Source organism: Nocardioides marmoriginsengisoli (genome assembly GCF_003725695.1).
GTDB classification, from domain to species: Bacteria; Actinomycetota; Actinomycetes; order Propionibacteriales; family Nocardioidaceae; genus Marmoricola; species Marmoricola marmoriginsengisoli.
In genome coordinates, this window is the sequence record NZ_RJSE01000008.1 from 202,517 (window position 1) to 216,739 (window position 14,223).

Genomic DNA, 14,223 nt, shown 5'->3' on the forward strand with positions numbered 1-14,223 from the left:
ACGGAGGTTCGACCCTATCCGAGCGAGCGGGCATGATGTCTCCGTGCGAATCCGTCTCGACCTCGCCTACGACGGGACCGATTTCCGCGGCTGGGCCAAGCAGCCGGGCCTGCGGACCGTTCAGGGCGAGCTGGAGGCGGCGCTGGACACGGTCCTCCGGACGACCGGCTCCGCGGTGACGGTGGCGGGCCGGACCGACACCGGGGTGCACGCGCGCGGACAGGTGGCGCACCTCGACCTCGAGGAGGACCAGCTAGCGACGCTGGTCTCCCGCGGCCACGCCACGGCCACCGAGATGCTGGTACGCCGGCTCAACGGCTGCCTCGACCCGGATCTCCGGTTGCACCGGGCCGCCGAGGCGCCGGCCGGGTTCGATGCCCGGTTCAGCGCCGTCTGGCGCCGGTACGCCTACCGCATCGCCGACGTACCGGACCTGGTCGACCCGCTGCAGCGCCACCACGTGGTCGCCTGGGAGCGCCGGCTGGACGTCGACGCCATGAACGAGGCCTCCGGGAGCCTGATCGGGCTCAACGACTTCGCCGCCTTCTGCCGCAAGCGCCCCGGCGCCACCACGATCAGGTCGCTGATCGAGCTGGAGTGGGAACGGATCGACGGCATCGTGACCGCGTCGGTGCGCGCGGACGCCTTCTGCCACAGCATGGTGCGCTCCCTGGTCGGCTGCGTGACAGCGGTGGGCGTCGGCCGCCAGCGGCCCGAGTGGGTCGCGCAGGTGCTGGCCGCGAAGGTCCGGGACCCGGCGGTGGCCGTCGCGCCCGCGCACGGGCTGACGCTGGAAGAGGTCGGCTACCCGACCGACAGCGAGCTCGCCGCCCAGGCCGAGGGTGCCCGCCGGCGGCGGGAGCTGCCCTAGATCCCGCTCAGGTAGGCGTGCACCAGCGGCACCACGGACGAGCCCTCGCCGGACGCGGCGGCGACCCGCTTCATCGAGCCGAACCGGACGTCGCCCACGGCGAAGACCCCCGGCACCGCGGTCTCCAGGCTGGCCGGCGGGGTTCCGTCGTGCCAGAGGTCCTTGGGGATGTCCCGGCCGGTCAGCACGTACCCGTGCTCGTCGCGGCAGATCGTGTCGCCGAGCCAGTCGCAGTGCGGGGCCGCACCGAGGAGCAGGAAGAGCCCGCCCACCTCCTCGCGGGCCTCGGCACCGGTGTTCAGGTCCCGGGTGGTCACCCACTGCAGCCGGCCCTCGCCGCCGCCGTCGACGATCACCGAGCACGGCCGGACCTTGATCACGTCGTTGTAGGCGATCTCGCCGATCAGGTAGCTCGACATCGTCTCGGCGAGGTCGGGCCTGCGGATCAGGATCGTGACCGAGCGGGCGAACCGGGCCAGGTGGATCGCGGCCTGACCGGCGGAGTTGCCGCCGCCGACCACGATCACGTCCTGGCCCTCCAGCTCCCGGGCAGCGCTGACCGCGGCGCCGTAGAAGACGCCGAACCCGACCAGGTCCTCCAGCGCCGGTACGCCGAGCCGGCGGTAGGCCACGCCGGAGGAGATCACCACCGTGCGCGCCCGCACGTCCCCGCCCTCGGTCCGGACGACGTGCGGCTCGCCGTCGCCGGGTTCCAGCCCGACGACGGGCCATCCGGTGAAGAACCTGGTGCCGAACCGGATCGCCTGGCTCCGGGCGCGCTGGGCCAGCCGCATCCCGGAGATGCCGCGCGGGAAGCCCAGGTAGTTGCGGATCATCGAGCTGGTCCCGGCCTGCCCGCCGATCGCCTCGGACTCGACGACCACGGTGCTCAGGCCCTCGGAGGAGCCGTAGACGGCGGCAGCCAGCCCGGCTGGTCCGGCGCCGACGACGACCAGGTCGACGACGGTCTCGACGTCGATGTCGCTGGGCGTCCCGTAGATGCTGGCGGCGACGTCGCGCACCGAGGTGGCCAGCGTCGGCGCGCGGCTGAACGCGGAGACGATCGGGCCGCGCCGAACGTCATCGGGCGTGCCGTCGTACCCGGCCAGGATCGCGGCTCCGGCGTCCGACTCCGGTGCCAGCACCTCGCTGGGCATGCCCATCCGGTCGAGGAAGTCGCGGATCCCGGCAGCCAGGGGGTCGCCGGCCGGCGCGACCAGCTGCACGGTGGCGACCTCGGGGGCTGCCACCGTCGAGCCCCAGTCGGAGAGCAGCTCGGTGATAGCGGTGTGGAACTCCTCGTCCCGGACGCCGCGCGGCATCAGCAGGTAGGCGTCGTACTTGCCCTTGGCCATCCCCTCGCGGAGCTCGTCGGCATCGGCCCGGAAGTACTCCCAGTGCGCCGCCACGATCCGGCGCGCGGTCGGCATGATCGAGCGCCACTGCCCGAAGGCCGGGAAGACGTGCGAGTCCGGGAGTCGTGACTCGGTGACCAGGAGGGCCACCGGCACCCCGTCCGCGCGGGCCGTGGTGAGCAGCGCCGAGGTCTCCGCCGTCGAGGCGGTCGTGCGGACGTCGTAGTCCCGGAGGTAGCGGCCGAACTCGTCGACCAGGATCTCGGGGTGCTCCGGGGCGCAGAGCACGATCATCGGGAGGCGCGGCGCGGCATCACTCACGCGCCGAGAGTAACCCGGGGGACACCAGGAAGCGCCAGACGGCAAGATGGACTCGTGACTGATGACGAGCACTACTTCACCGCTGACCCGCAGGCGCCGTTCAAGCGGGTCCCGGTCCGGACCAACGTCTGGGGGCACTGGCTCGAGCTGACCTCGGGGTCGGGCGTCTTCGCCCAGGGCAGGCTCGACATCGGCACCGGGGTGCTGCTGCAGGACTCGGCCCCGCCGGAGTCCGCGAGGTCGATCCTCGATCTCGGTTGCGGCTACGGGGTGATCGGACTGGCGATCGCGATCGCCGTACCGGGCTGCACGGTGACCGCCGTCGACGTGAACGAGCGGGCGGTGCTGCTCGCCAACGAGAACGCTGCCGAGCTCGGCGTCGCCGACCGCTTCACCGCCTCGGTCCCGGCCGGGATCGACCCGGCCGCGACGTACGACGAGATCTGGTCCAACCCGCCGATCCGGATCGGCAAGGAAGCCCTGCACGAGCTCCTGCTGACCTGGCTCCCGCGCTTGGCGCCGGGAGGTCACGCGCGGATGGTCGTCGGCAAGAACCTGGGCGCGGACTCCCTCGCGGGCTGGCTCACCGACCAGGGCTACCCGACCACCAAGGTCAGCAGCGCCAAGGGGTTCCGGGTCCTGGAGACGATCCGGGGCTGAGGCCGGGACTCACCGGGTGGTGACGGTCCGGTCGGTGCCGGTGGCACCCGGGCGTACGGCGGGCTTCCCGAACTCGGCCCCCAGCCGCCACCACACCGCCCCGACGACGGCGACGAGGCAGGCCCCGGCGATCCCGTTGAGCCAGAGGGTGCCGACGTCGGTCCCGGTGCCGAGGCTGTGTCCGAGGGCGATCGGCCAGAGTGCGTACGACGTCAGGTGGGCGGCGCGGAAGGCGCGCTCACCGAACCGCTTGCGGAGCAGGCCGCTGATCGACACCAGGGCGACGAGCTCCAGCGCCAGCGTCCCGAGGCCGAGCCAGAACGGCCGGTAGCTCCCGGCGAACGGCACCACCAGGTCGACGACGTGCAAGCCGGCCTGCGGATCGAGCAGCAGGGTCAGCACGTGCACGGCGATCAGGCCGGTGCCGGTGAGGCCGGCCGTCCGGTGGAGTGCTGTGACGCCGTACCGGGGGAGGTCGGCGAAGGTCCGCCGCGAGCGCACCGCGATCCCCAGGCAGAGGCTCACGGTGAGCAGCACCAGGGCGACGACGCCGGTGCCGCGGCCGAGCACCCACAGCGAGGTCTCCAGGTCGGCGGAGCTCATGCGGCCCGCTCGGTCGCGTCCCAGCCGCCGAAGCGGACCACCCGGCCGTCGGTCGTCAGGGCCCGGGCGGAGAGACCGGTCCGGTCCAGCCAGCCCTGTCCGCGCAGCCCGTGGACCATGGCGGCCGTGGTCGCTGTGTTCGCGGCCAGGCAGGTGCGGGCGACGGCGGTCACCGCTGCCCAGGTGCCGACGACCGGGCGCGAGGTGCGCGGGTCGATCAGGTGGTGCTGGAGCCTGCCGTCGGCGGTCCAGGTACGGCGGCGGGTGCTGGAGGTGCTGATCGCCCAGCCCGCAGGCACCACGACCTGGGCAGGCACGTCCTCGGCGAGGTCGCGGACCTCGACCTGCCAGCCGGCCGAGTCGCCGGCGGTGGCGATGTCACCACCGATCGCCACCAGCGCGCCGACCCGGAACCGCGCGGCGACGGCCCGGGCGCACCGATCGGCGGCGCTCGCCTTCGCGGTCGCACCGAGGTCGAGGAGCACGCCGGCCGGCATCGTCAGGACGTCGCCGACCAGGCTGACGCGCTGCCAGCCCGGGACCGGGCGTACCCGGGCGAGGATCCGGTCGCCGGTGCGGACCAGCGCGATGTCCCGGTCGTAGCCGAGGTCGGACAGGGTGCCGCCGATCGTCGGGTCCACCGCACCACCGGAGGCGGCCGCGGCACCGAGCGCCTCGGCGATCAGGTCGGAGAGCAGCGGGGAGACGGCCTGGCGACGGCCGTCGTCGGCGAGGGCGCTCAGCTCGCTGGCGGGGTCGAACCGGCTGGCCACCCGGCCGATCCCGGAGAGCACGTCCGCGCAGAGTCCGCGGGCCTCGTCGAGCACGGCAGAGTCGGTCACGACCAGCCGGGCGGTCGTGCTCCAGACGTCCCACTCGGCGGCGGTCATGACCCGCTCGTGGTGGCGTGCGTGCTGCCGGAGCCCGAGGTGACCTGGGTGGAGTTGTCGCCGTACTGCTGGGCGAAGGTGGTCCCGGTCCCGGTCCCGCTCTCGGTCCCGCTCTCGGTCCCGCTCTCGGTGCCGCTCCCTGGGGCCGTCGAGGTAGTAGCGCCGGCCGTGGCGCTCGGAGCGAGACCCAGGTAGCCGGCGAGGCCGAGGCTGGCCGTGACCGCACCGGCGACGATCCCGCGTCGGGCCCGCTGGATCCGCCGACGCTGCTGTTCCCTGTCCATGCTCCGAGCCTGCGCGATGAGCCTGTGCGGAGGCTGTGCGGTGATTAAGATCAGGCCCGGGATCCGGGCCCGCCGACGAGACGAGGAATCGCGATGCGCACCCGACTGCCCCTGACCCTGAGCCTGCTGGTCGCGACGGCCGCCCTGGTGGTGCCGAGCGCGCCTGCCTCCGCGGCGGCTTGTCCGACCTGGACGAAGAGCCAGGTCGCCCGCGGCTACTCGGTGCTGGAGAACCTGGCGTTCGACGGCACCGGGGGGATGCTGGTCTCCGAGACCAGCCTGATCGGCCCGCCGGGAGGCTTGCGTCGGCTCAGCGCCACCGGGGTCAGGTCGACGGTCGTCGACAAGGTGACCTCGCCGGGCGGCATCGTGGTGGACGGACGGACCGCTTACTTCACCAGCGGGAACGGACTGGTCTCCGGGTTCTTCAACAAGGCCGACGGGGCGATCAACGCGGTGGACCTCGACACCGGCCAGGTCAGCACGGTCGCGACCGGCCTGGTGATGCCCAACGGCATGGTCCGGTTGCCGGGCGGCGACCTGGTGGTCAGCCGCGACCTCGGCAAGGGCTCGATGACCCGGGTGACGGCGGCCGGCGCGAAGAGCCCGTTCGCCCCCGCAGCGACCTCGACGAACGGGATGGCCGTCGACGCCGCCCAGGGCGTGTTCTACGTCGACTCGACGTTCGACGCGAAGACGGTCATCAGCGTGATCGACCTCGACGCCCCGCACGCAGTGCTGCGCACGATCGTGATCCCCGGGATCGGGCCGCTCAACGCGGCGGACGACCTGACCCTCGGAGCAGACGGCAACCTGTACGTCGCGCTGAACGTCGCCGGCAAGGTGGTCCGGGTGACTCCGGCCACCGGGGCGATCTGCACGGTGGCCTCCGGGATCCCGCTGGTCAGCTCGGTCCGCTTCGGCGCGGGCCCGGGCTGGGACCCGGCGTCGCTCTACGCGACCAGCTTCACCGGCACGGTGACCCGGCTGACGCCTCAGCCCTGAGCCAGCGCCTCCGCGGCGCGGGCCAGGTCGTCGACACCGCGGGCCAGCTCGTCGGGGTCGTCGGTGATCAGGTCGAGGTGGAAGCCGTAGAGGGCCGAGTCGACCAGGGTGACGATCCGCGCCACCCGGCGCTGGGGGGCGCCGCAGCGGATCAGGTAGCCGCGCAGCGCGCCGGCCCAGAGCTCGCCGCTGGCCCGGGCGTCGGTCAGGTAGGGCTCCCGGCCGATCAGACCGGTCGCGGCGGCCTGGCAGTAGACGTCCAGGCAGGAGGAGAGCGGCGGCTCGCCGTACGCCGCCCAGAGCCGGTTGACCCCGGAGCGGATGCTCGGCGCACCGGGGAGCGCCGCCACGGCGGCCATCGCGCGCTCGTTGGTCCGGGCGACGACCGCGGAGACCAGGGCGTCCCGGTTCGCGAAGTGGTAGATCAGCATCCGGTCGCTGGTGCCGATCGCGGCCGCCAGGGGCCGCAGCGACAACCCGATGAGCCCTTCGGCGTGGACGTAGTCGGTCGCCTTCTCCAGGAGCTCCTCGCGGTGGTGCTCGGCCATTCCCGGACGGTACCGCAGGAACGTAGCATATGCTACATTTCTTGCCTGGATGTAGCACTCGCTACATGGATGAGGAGCGACGGAGATGTGGGGCGCGACACTGCTGCTGGCAGGGGCGATCGGGATCGAGGTGGCGGCGACGTCCCTGCTTCCCCGGGCCGAGAGCTTCACCGACCCGTTCTGGACGGCGATCGTGGTCGGCGGCTACGTGGTCTCGCTGTGGATGCTGGCCGTCGTGGTCCGGTCGATTCCGGTGAGCGTCGCCTACGCCGCCTGGGCCGGTGCCGGTACGGCGACGGTGGCGGTGATCGGGTTCGCCTTCCTGGGCGAGTCGATGACCTGGCTGAAGGGCGCGTCGCTCGGCCTGATCGTGGTCGGCGTCGTCGGACTCAACCTGGTCGCGTCGCACCCGTGACCGGACGCTGAGGCTTCCCTCAGCCCTCGGACCCGATCAGGGCGAGCAGGTAGTCGCCGTAGCCGCTCTTGACCAGCGGCTCGGCGCGCGCGACCAGCTCGCTGTCGGTGAGGAAGCCCTGGCGCCAGGCGATCTCCTCGGGAACGCAGATCTTCTGGCCCTGCCGGGCCTCGATGGTCTGCACGTAGTTCGCGGCGGCGAGCAGGCTGTCGAAGGTGCCGGTGTCGAGCCAGGCGGTGCCGCGCGGCAGGACCTGGACACGGAGACGTCCCTGCTCGAGGTACATCCGGTTGATGTCGGTGATCTCGTACTCGCCACGGGGCGACGGGGCGAGCTCCTTGGCCATCCCGACGACGTCGTTGCTGTAGAAGTACAGCCCCGGGACGGCGTACGGGCTCCGCGGGTTCGCGGGCTTCTCCTCCAGCGAGACCGCGCGTCCCTCGGTGTCGAACTCGACCACGCCGTAGGCGCTCGGATCGGCCACCCGGTAGCCGAAGATGGCGCCGCCGTCGACGTCGACGAAGTTGTGCAGCTGGGTGCCCATCCCGGTGCCGTAGAAGATGTTGTCGCCCAGCACGAGCGCCACCGACTCGGAGCCGATGTGGTCCTCGCCGAGGACGAACGCCTGGGCCAGGCCGTCCGGGCTCGGTTGCTGCTGGTGGGTGATCGAGATGCCGAACTGGGAGCCGTCGCCGAGGAGTCGCTCGAACGCCGGCGCGTCGTCCGGGGTGGTGATCAGCAGGATGTCCCGGATGCCGGCCAGCATCAGCGTGGAGAGCGGGTAGTAGACCATCGGCTTGTCGTAGACCGAGACCAGCTGCTTGCTGGTGCCGAGGGTGATCGGGTGGAGCCGGCTCCCGGTGCCGCCGGCCAGAATGATTCCGCGCATGGGGGCCATCGTAGGGTCTGGCCGGGTAGTCCGGTTTGAGGCTTACGCCGGATTCCCCGGATCGTGGGTCGGCGCGGTCCGGGTGCCCGCGGGACCGCTAGGCTTCGCCAATGCGTTCCTACTTGGTGACCGGCGGCGCCGGCTTCATCGGCTCGAATTTCGTCCGTTCGCTGGTCACGGAGACCGACGCGTCGGTGACCGTCCTGGACAAGCTGACCTACGCCGGCAGCCGGGCCAACCTCGACGGGCTGCCCGCGGACCGGGTGCGCCTGGAGGTCGGCGACATCGCCGACCCGGCCGTGGTCGACCCGCTGGTGGCCAAGCTCGCCGACGAGGACGGCGTGCTGGTGCACTTCGCGGCGGAGTCCCACAACGACAACTCGCTGTCGGACCCGTCGCCGTTCCTGCAGACCAACGTGATCGGCACGTTCACGTTGCTCGAGGCGGCCCGGAAGACCGGGGTGCAGCTGCACCACATCAGCACCGACGAGGTGTACGGCGACCTCGAGCTCGACGACCCGGAGCGGTTCACCGAGCGGACGGCGTACCAGCCCTCGAGCCCGTACTCCTCGACGAAGGCCGGCTCGGACATGCTCGTCCGGGCCTGGGTCCGCTCCTTCGGGGTGCGCGCGACGATCAGCAACTGCTCGAACAACTACGGCCCGCGCCAGCACGTCGAGAAGTTCATCCCGCGGCAGATCACCAACCTGATCGACGGCATCCGGCCGCGCCTGTACGGCGAGGGCCTCAACGTCCGCGACTGGATCCACGTGGACGACCACAACCGGGCCGTCCTCGCGATCATCGAGAAGGGCGTCCCGGGGGAGACCTACCTGATCGGCGCCGACGGCGAGAAGAACAACAAGGACGTCGTCCAGGCGATCCTGCGGCTGATGGGTCGGGAGGTCGACGACTACGACCACGTGGCCGACCGCGCCGGTCACGACCTGCGCTACGCGATCGACAGCTCCCGGCTGCGCAGCGAGCTGGGCTGGACCCCGACCTACACCGACTTCGAGTCCGGGCTGGAGCAGACCATCGGCTGGTACCGCGACAACGAGGACTGGTGGCGGCCGCAGAAGGCCCTGACCGAGTCCAAGTACGCCCAGGCAGGGCAGTGACCGTGGCGGACGAGCTCTCGATCGAGACGACGCCGATCCCGGGGCTGATGGTCCTGCGGCTGCCCGTCCACGGCGACAACCGCGGGTGGTTCAAGGAGAACTGGCAGCGCGAGAAGATGGTCGCGCTGGGTCTGCCGGACTTCGGGCCGGTGCAGAACAACGTGTCGTACAACCTCCGCGCGGGCGCGACCCGCGGGATCCACGCCGAGCCCTGGGAGAAGCTGGTCTCGATCTCGACCGGCCGGATCTTCGGGGTCTGGGTGGACCTGCGCGAGGGGGACAGCTTCGGTGCCCTCTTCACCCTCGAGCTCGGGCCGGAGACGTCGGTGTTCGTCCCCCGGGGCGTGGGCAACGCCTACCAGACGCTCGAGGACGCGACGACGTACTCGTACCTGGTCAACGACCACTGGTCGCCGCAGGCGCGCGAGGGCTACACCTTCGTCAACCTGGCCGACGAGACGCTGGCGATCGACTGGCCGCTGCCGCTGGCGGATGCCGACATCTCCGCCGCCGACCTGACCCACCCGCCGCTGACCGACGTCGTCCCGTTCCGGCGACCGCGCACCCTGGTGCTCGGTGCCGGCGGCCAGCTCGCGAACGAGTTCCAGGCGGTGATGCCCGACGCCGAGTACCGCACGGTCGAGGACTTCGACCTCACCGACCCGGATGCCTTCGACTCGACCTCCTGGCGCGACTTCGACCTGATCATCAACGCCGCGGCGTACACGGCGGTGGACGTCGCCGAGACCACCGACGGCCGCCGGCTGGCCTGGGCCGTGAACGGCTCGGCGGTCGCCGAGCTCGCCAAGGTGGCCCGGGCGCACGGCATCGTGCTGGTGCACTACTCCTCCGACTACGTCTTCGACGGGGTGAACGAGGTCCACGACGAGGACGAGCTGCTCAGCCCGCTCGGCGCCTACGCGCAGAGCAAGGCCGCCGGCGACCTCGCTGTCTCGACGGCTCCGCGGCACTACCTGCTGCGGACCAGCTGGCTGGTCGGGGACGGGTCCAACTTCGTGCGGACGATGGCCGACCTGGCCGACCGCGGCATCGCGCCGAGCGTGGTGGACGACCAGCGCGGACGGCTCACCTTCACCGACGACCTGGTCGCCGCGACCCTGCACCTGCTGAACAGCGACGCGGAGTACGGGACCTACAACGTCAGCTGCGAGGGTCCGGTCCAGAGCTGGGCCGACATCGCCAAGGACGTCTTCGTGCTGCGCGGTCGCTCTGCCGACGACGTCACCTGCGTGACCACCGAGGAGTACGGCGCCGGCAAGCAGATGGCGCCGCGGCCGCGGAACAGCACCCTCGACCTGACCAAGCTCACCAGGACCGGCTTCACGCCGCGGCACGCGCACGACGCGCTCAGCGCCTACCTCGGCTCCTGATAACCAGGTGCATTCGGCACCTTCACCGGGAAGAATCGCACCTCGTGGGTCACGTGGATGTCAATGGAGTGCGCTACGAGCTGCCGGACGGCCGGGTGCTCCTGGACGACGTCGCCTTCCGGGTGGGTGAGGGTGCCAAGGCGGCCCTGGTCGGCGCGAACGGCGCCGGTAAGACGACGCTGCTCCGGATCATCACCGGTGAGCTGGTCCCGCACGCCGGCGCGGTGACCCGCACCGGCGGGCTCGGCGTGATGCGCCAGGCGGTCGGCGCCGGTCTCGGGCCGGACCCGACGGTCGCCGACCTGCTGCTCTCGGTGGCGCCGGACCGGGTCCGCGTCGCGGCGGCCGAGGTCGAACGGCTCGAGCTGCAGCTGATGGAGGTCGACGACGAACCGACCCAGATGAGCTACGCGACCGCGCTGGCCGAGTTCGCGGACGCCGGCGGGTACGAGATCGAGGTCGTCTGGGACGCCTGCTGCACCACGAGCCTCGGCATCGGCTACGACAAGGCGAAGTACCGCGCGCTCGCGACCCTGAGCGGCGGCGAGCAGAAGCGGCTCGTCCTGGAGTACCTGCTCGCCGGCCCGGACGAGGTGCTGCTGCTCGACGAGCCGGACAACTACCTCGACGTCCCCGGGAAGATCTGGCTGGAGGAGCGGATCCGCTCGTCGGCGAAGACGATCCTGCTGATCAGCCACGACCGCGAGCTCCTCGACAACACCGCGACCCGGATCGTCACCGTCGAGCTGGGTGCCGCCGGCAACACCGTCTGGACCCACCCCGGAGGCTTCAGCAGCTACCACGAGGCTCGTCGGGACCGGTTCCTGCGTTTCGAGGAGCTCCAGCGGCGCTGGGACGAGGAGCACGCGAAGCTCAAGGCGCTGGTGCTGCGCTACAAGATCAAGGCCGAGTACAACGACGGCCTGGCCGCGCAGTACAAGGCGGCCCAGACCCGGCTCCGCAAGTTCGAGGAGGCCGGTCCGCCGCAGGCGATCCCGCGGGAGCAGAAGGTGACGATGCGCCTGGTCGGCGGTCGCACCGGCAAGCGCGCGGTGGTCTGCGAGGGCGTCGAGCTGCTCGGCCTGATGAAGCCGTTCGACCTGGAGGTCTGGTACGGCGAGCGGGTCGCGGTGCTCGGCTCCAACGGCTCCGGCAAGTCGCACTTCCTCCGGCTGCTCGCGCTCGGCGGCAGCGATCCCGACGTTGAGCACCGTCCGGTCGGTGAGGGCGAGATCGCCCCGGTCCGGCACGCGGGCAAGGCGAAGCTCGGTGCCCGGGTCCGCCCGGGCTGGTTCGTGCAGACCCACGACCACCCCGAGCTGATCGGCCGGACGCTGCTGGAGATCCTGCACCGCGGCGACGCGCACCGGGCCGGGATGGGGCGCGAGCAGGCGGCCCGGGTGCTGGACCGCTACGAGCTCGCGCACGCCTCGGAGCAGCGTTTCGAGTCGCTCTCGGGTGGTCAGCAGGCCCGTTTCCAGGTGCTGCTGCTCGAGCTCTCCGGTGCCACCCTGCTGCTGCTCGACGAGCCCACGGACAACCTCGACGTCGAGTCCGCCGAGGCGCTCGAGGAGGGCCTGGAGGCCTTCGAGGGCACGGTGCTCGCCGTCACCCACGACCGCTGGTTCGCGCGGGGGTTCGACCGCTACCTGGTCTTCGGTGAAGACGGCTCGGTCTACGAGTCCGACGAGCCGGTCTGGGACGAGGGCCGGGTGCAGCGCGCCCGCTGAGATTCCGCCCAGAAGTTCCGCCCTGAGTGAACCGCCCTTGTGGTCGGGGTGCGGGGAGCGCAGTCTCGACGCATGCGCGTTCTCGTCCTCGGAGGGACCCACCACGTCGGCCGGGCGGCGGTCGAGACCGCGCTCGGCCGCGGCGACACCGTGACCACGGTGACCCGCGGTGTCAGCGGGACGGCGGTCGCCGGCGCCGAGGCCCGGTACGCCGACCGGCGTGACCCCGCGGCACTCGCCGGCGTGCTCGGCACCGACACCTGGGACCTGGTGCTCGACACCTGGTCGTCCGAGCCGGTCGCCGTACGGACCGCGGCGCGGCTGCTCGCCGACCGGGTCGAGCGCTACGCCTACGTCTCCAGCCGCTCGGTCTACACCTGGCCGCCGGCACCGGGAGCCGATGAGAGCGCTCCCGTCGTCGAGGCGGATGCCGGAGCCGGCGGCGGGGCGTCGGAGTCCGCGGAGAGCTACGCGGCCGCCAAGCGCGGCGGCGAGCTCGCCGTGCTCGAGACCTTCGGGCCGGAACGCTCGCTGCTCGCCCGGGCCGGCCTGGTGCTGGGGCCGTACGAGGTCGTCGGCCGGCTGCCGTGGTGGCTCGACCGGATCGCCGCCGGCGGGCGGGTGCCGGCACCCGGTCCGGCCGACCGCCCCCTCCAGTACGTCGACGGCCGGGACCTGGTCGCCTGGATGCTGACCGGCGTCACCGGCACCTACAACGCCGTCAGCCGTCCCGGCCACACCACGATCGGCGCACTGCTCGACGCCTGCCTCGCGGCCACCGGGTCCGGGGCCGAGCTGGTCCCGGTCACGCCCGAGCAGGTCGAGGAAGCCGGCGTCTCGGGCTGGACCGACCTGCCGATCTGGGTGCCGCCGACCGGGGAGCTGGCCGGCCTGCACGACGCGGACACCTCGGCCGCCGCGGCTGCGGGCCTGCGGTGCCGCCCGGTCGAGGAGACGGTCACCGACACCTGGGCCTGGCTTCGGCGCGAGGGCACCCCGACACCTCCCTCCGGGCGCGGCGGCGATCCGGGGCTCACGCCCGAGCAGGAGGCGGCCCTGCTGGAGGCGGCCGGTCCCCGCTGACGGTTCCGCGCCGTTCGTCCGGAGCCACGGTCCGGGCACCCTGCCCCTAGACTGCCTGGCGCAGGTCGATGCCCGTTGCCCGATTCCGCGGCGCAACTCGCTCACCAGGAGAGGTGTAGATGGAACCCGCCGCCGAGTATCCCGCACGATTCTGCCCGTGCTGTTCCTCCTTCGTCCCCGGTGAGTTCCGTCCAGGCCCGGGCGGACGCCCCGATGCGAGCTGCCCCAAGTGCGGCAGCCTGGAGCGCCAGCGGTTCCTGGCGCTGCTGCTGGCGGCGCTGCAGCCGGCGCTGAAGCCGATCGGGACCCTCCTCGACATCGCGCCGACCGAGCTGGTCGGCCCGATGCTGGACGGCCTCGGAGCGGAACGGCGTCTGCGCGTCGACCTGGGCGCCGACCCGCGTGCTGTCGACTGCTTCGCGTCGCTCACGCAGCTGCCGCTGCCGGACGAGTCCGTCGACTTCCTGATCTGCTACCACGTGCTCGAGCACGTTCCGGACGACCGGACGGCGATGCGAGAGCTGGCTCGGGTGCTCTCGCCCGGTGCGATCGGTCTGATGCAGGTGCCGTGGAAGCCCGACGTCGATACCGACGAGGACCCGTCGGCACCGGAGAGCGAGCGCCTGCGCCGGTTCGGTCAGGCCGATCACGTGCGCTGGTACGGGCGCGACCTGGAGGCTCGGCTGATGGAATGCGGCCTCGGCGTGCGCCGGGTCGACCCCCGGACGATGCTGGGCGACGCCGCGTGCACCCTGATGCGGCTGAACCCGGTCGAAGCCGTCTGGATCCTCACGGCCTCGGACGACCCGACCCTGCGGGTGAGCCTGGACAGCGACATCCCGAACCTGGTCCGCGCCTTCGACGCCCTGGTGGACCGGCTCGCCGCCGAGCGTGCCCAGCGAGACCGCGCTCGTGCGCGCGTGCAGCGGCTGAAGTCCCGGGTCGAGCGGCAGGCAGCCGAGCTGGAGCGCCTCCGAGGACGGCAGGGCGCAGGGATCCTGCGCGCCGGAGTACGGCGGGTGGGCGCTGCCGTGCGCCGTACGCGCTGAACGCGCAG

15 protein-coding genes are annotated in these 14,223 nt (G+C 72.1%); 9 read left to right on the forward strand and 6 right to left on the reverse strand.

The window, feature by feature from the left end; all coding sequences use genetic code 11:
• The first annotated feature begins 43 nt into the window (after positions 1 to 43).
• Positions 44 to 871, forward strand: coding sequence for a tRNA pseudouridine(38-40) synthase TruA (truA, locus tag EFK50_RS17610; protein WP_123228898.1), 828 nt, complete (start codon positions 44 to 46; stop codon positions 869 to 871).
• On the opposite strand, the gene EFK50_RS17615 is transcribed toward truA, so the two are convergent.
• Positions 868 to 2,547: an NAD(P)/FAD-dependent oxidoreductase gene (locus EFK50_RS17615; RefSeq protein ID WP_246004222.1), complete on the reverse strand. Its 1,680-nt coding sequence runs from the start codon at positions 2,545 to 2,547 to the stop codon at positions 868 to 870. The two genes, truA and EFK50_RS17615, sit on opposite strands and share 4 nt — an antisense overlap.
• Positions 2,548 to 2,601: 54 nt before the next feature.
• Between EFK50_RS17615 and EFK50_RS17620 the strand changes: the two genes are divergently transcribed.
• Complete coding sequence (locus tag EFK50_RS17620; RefSeq protein ID WP_123228900.1) at positions 2,602 to 3,207, forward strand: class I SAM-dependent methyltransferase; 606 nt, start codon at positions 2,602 to 2,604, stop codon at positions 3,205 to 3,207.
• A 9-nt stretch (positions 3,208 to 3,216) separates the two neighbouring features.
• Here EFK50_RS17620 and EFK50_RS17625 read toward each other — a convergent pair whose 3' ends face one another.
• From EFK50_RS17625 to EFK50_RS17635, 3 genes are read right to left on the reverse strand one after another with little or no spacing between them, the layout of a single operon-like run.
• Positions 3,217 to 3,810 (reverse strand): ferric reductase-like transmembrane domain-containing protein, encoded by a 594-nt coding sequence (locus EFK50_RS17625; RefSeq protein ID WP_221177460.1) that lies wholly within the window; start codon positions 3,808 to 3,810, stop codon positions 3,217 to 3,219.
• Positions 3,807 to 4,700, reverse strand: a complete 894-nt coding sequence (locus EFK50_RS17630) for an FAD:protein FMN transferase (protein WP_123228901.1) — start codon at positions 4,698 to 4,700, stop codon at positions 3,807 to 3,809. The genes EFK50_RS17625 and EFK50_RS17630 overlap by 4 nt, the downstream gene beginning before the upstream one ends.
• The gene (locus EFK50_RS17635; protein ID WP_123228902.1) at positions 4,697 to 4,984 is read right to left on the reverse strand and encodes a hypothetical protein; all 288 of its coding nucleotides are present in this window, start codon (positions 4,982 to 4,984) and stop codon (positions 4,697 to 4,699) included. The genes EFK50_RS17630 and EFK50_RS17635 overlap by 4 nt, the downstream gene beginning before the upstream one ends.
• A 93-nt stretch (positions 4,985 to 5,077) precedes the next feature.
• Between EFK50_RS17635 and EFK50_RS17640 the strand changes: the two genes are divergently transcribed.
• Positions 5,078 to 5,989: an SMP-30/gluconolactonase/LRE family protein gene (locus EFK50_RS17640; protein WP_123228903.1), complete on the forward strand. Its 912-nt coding sequence runs from the start codon at positions 5,078 to 5,080 to the stop codon at positions 5,987 to 5,989.
• Here EFK50_RS17640 and EFK50_RS17645 read toward each other — a convergent pair.
• On the reverse strand, positions 5,980 to 6,537 hold the full coding sequence (locus EFK50_RS17645) for a TetR/AcrR family transcriptional regulator (protein ID WP_123228904.1): 558 nt from the start codon (positions 6,535 to 6,537) through the stop codon (positions 5,980 to 5,982). The two genes, EFK50_RS17640 and EFK50_RS17645, sit on opposite strands and share 10 nt — an antisense overlap.
• An 85-nt stretch (positions 6,538 to 6,622) precedes the next feature.
• On the opposite strand from EFK50_RS17645, the gene EFK50_RS17650 reads away from it, so the two are divergent.
• Positions 6,623 to 6,952 (forward strand): DMT family transporter, encoded by a 330-nt coding sequence (locus tag EFK50_RS17650; protein WP_123228905.1) that lies wholly within the window; start codon positions 6,623 to 6,625, stop codon positions 6,950 to 6,952.
• 19 nt (positions 6,953 to 6,971) lie between these two features.
• Here the strand turns inward: EFK50_RS17650 and rfbA are convergent, their stop codons facing one another.
• A complete protein-coding gene (gene rfbA / locus EFK50_RS17655; RefSeq protein ID WP_123228906.1) occupies positions 6,972 to 7,841 on the reverse strand; it encodes a glucose-1-phosphate thymidylyltransferase RfbA in 870 nt (289 codons plus the stop codon).
• Between the two features lie 110 nt (positions 7,842 to 7,951).
• Here rfbA and rfbB point away from each other — a divergent pair, with 110 nt between their 5' ends.
• The 5 genes from rfbB (at position 7,952) to EFK50_RS17680 (ending at position 14,215) form a co-directional block, all read left to right on the forward strand.
• Positions 7,952 to 8,962, forward strand: a complete 1,011-nt coding sequence (rfbB, locus tag EFK50_RS17660; protein ID WP_123228907.1) for a dTDP-glucose 4,6-dehydratase — start codon at positions 7,952 to 7,954, stop codon at positions 8,960 to 8,962.
• Complete coding sequence (locus EFK50_RS17665; RefSeq protein WP_281274050.1) at positions 8,959 to 10,353, forward strand: bifunctional dTDP-4-dehydrorhamnose 3,5-epimerase family protein/NAD(P)-dependent oxidoreductase; 1,395 nt, start codon at positions 8,959 to 8,961, stop codon at positions 10,351 to 10,353. The genes rfbB and EFK50_RS17665 overlap by 4 nt, the downstream gene beginning before the upstream one ends.
• Positions 10,354 to 10,397: 44 nt before the next feature.
• Positions 10,398 to 12,083, forward strand: a complete 1,686-nt coding sequence (locus EFK50_RS17670; protein ID WP_123228908.1) for an ABC-F family ATP-binding cassette domain-containing protein — start codon at positions 10,398 to 10,400, stop codon at positions 12,081 to 12,083.
• Between the two features lie 72 nt (positions 12,084 to 12,155).
• Positions 12,156 to 13,166, forward strand: a complete 1,011-nt coding sequence (locus tag EFK50_RS17675) for an NAD-dependent epimerase/dehydratase family protein (protein ID WP_123228909.1) — start codon at positions 12,156 to 12,158, stop codon at positions 13,164 to 13,166.
• 119 nt (positions 13,167 to 13,285) lie between these two features.
• Positions 13,286 to 14,215 (forward strand): class I SAM-dependent methyltransferase, encoded by a 930-nt coding sequence (locus tag EFK50_RS17680; protein WP_123228910.1) that lies wholly within the window; start codon positions 13,286 to 13,288, stop codon positions 14,213 to 14,215.
• Positions 14,216 to 14,223 lie beyond the last annotated feature (8 nt).

Bases quoted from the DNA above. Each gene is read 5' to 3' on its own strand.
- EFK50_RS17625 (WP_221177460.1), bottom strand. From the start codon at position 3,810: ATGAGCTCCGCCGACCTGGAGACCTCGCTGTGGGTGCTCGGCCGCGGC.
- EFK50_RS17630 (WP_123228901.1), bottom strand. From the start codon at position 4,700: ATGACCGCCGCCGAGTGGGACGTCTGGAGCACGACCGCCCGGCTGGTC.
- EFK50_RS17635 (WP_123228902.1), bottom strand. From the start codon at position 4,984: ATGGACAGGGAACAGCAGCGTCGGCGGATCCAGCGGGCCCGACGCGGG.
- EFK50_RS17640 (WP_123228903.1), top strand. From the start codon at position 5,078: ATGCGCACCCGACTGCCCCTGACCCTGAGCCTGCTGGTCGCGACGGCC.
- EFK50_RS17645 (WP_123228904.1), bottom strand. From the start codon at position 6,537: ATGGCCGAGCACCACCGCGAGGAGCTCCTGGAGAAGGCGACCGACTAC.
- EFK50_RS17650 (WP_123228905.1), top strand. From the start codon at position 6,623: ATGTGGGGCGCGACACTGCTGCTGGCAGGGGCGATCGGGATCGAGGTG.
- rfbA (WP_123228906.1), bottom strand. From the start codon at position 7,841: ATGCGCGGAATCATTCTGGCCGGCGGCACCGGGAGCCGGCTCCACCCG.
- rfbB (WP_123228907.1), top strand. From the start codon at position 7,952: ATGCGTTCCTACTTGGTGACCGGCGGCGCCGGCTTCATCGGCTCGAAT.
- EFK50_RS17675 (WP_123228909.1), top strand. From the start codon at position 12,156: ATGCGCGTTCTCGTCCTCGGAGGGACCCACCACGTCGGCCGGGCGGCG.
- EFK50_RS17680 (WP_123228910.1), top strand. From the start codon at position 13,286: ATGGAACCCGCCGCCGAGTATCCCGCACGATTCTGCCCGTGCTGTTCC.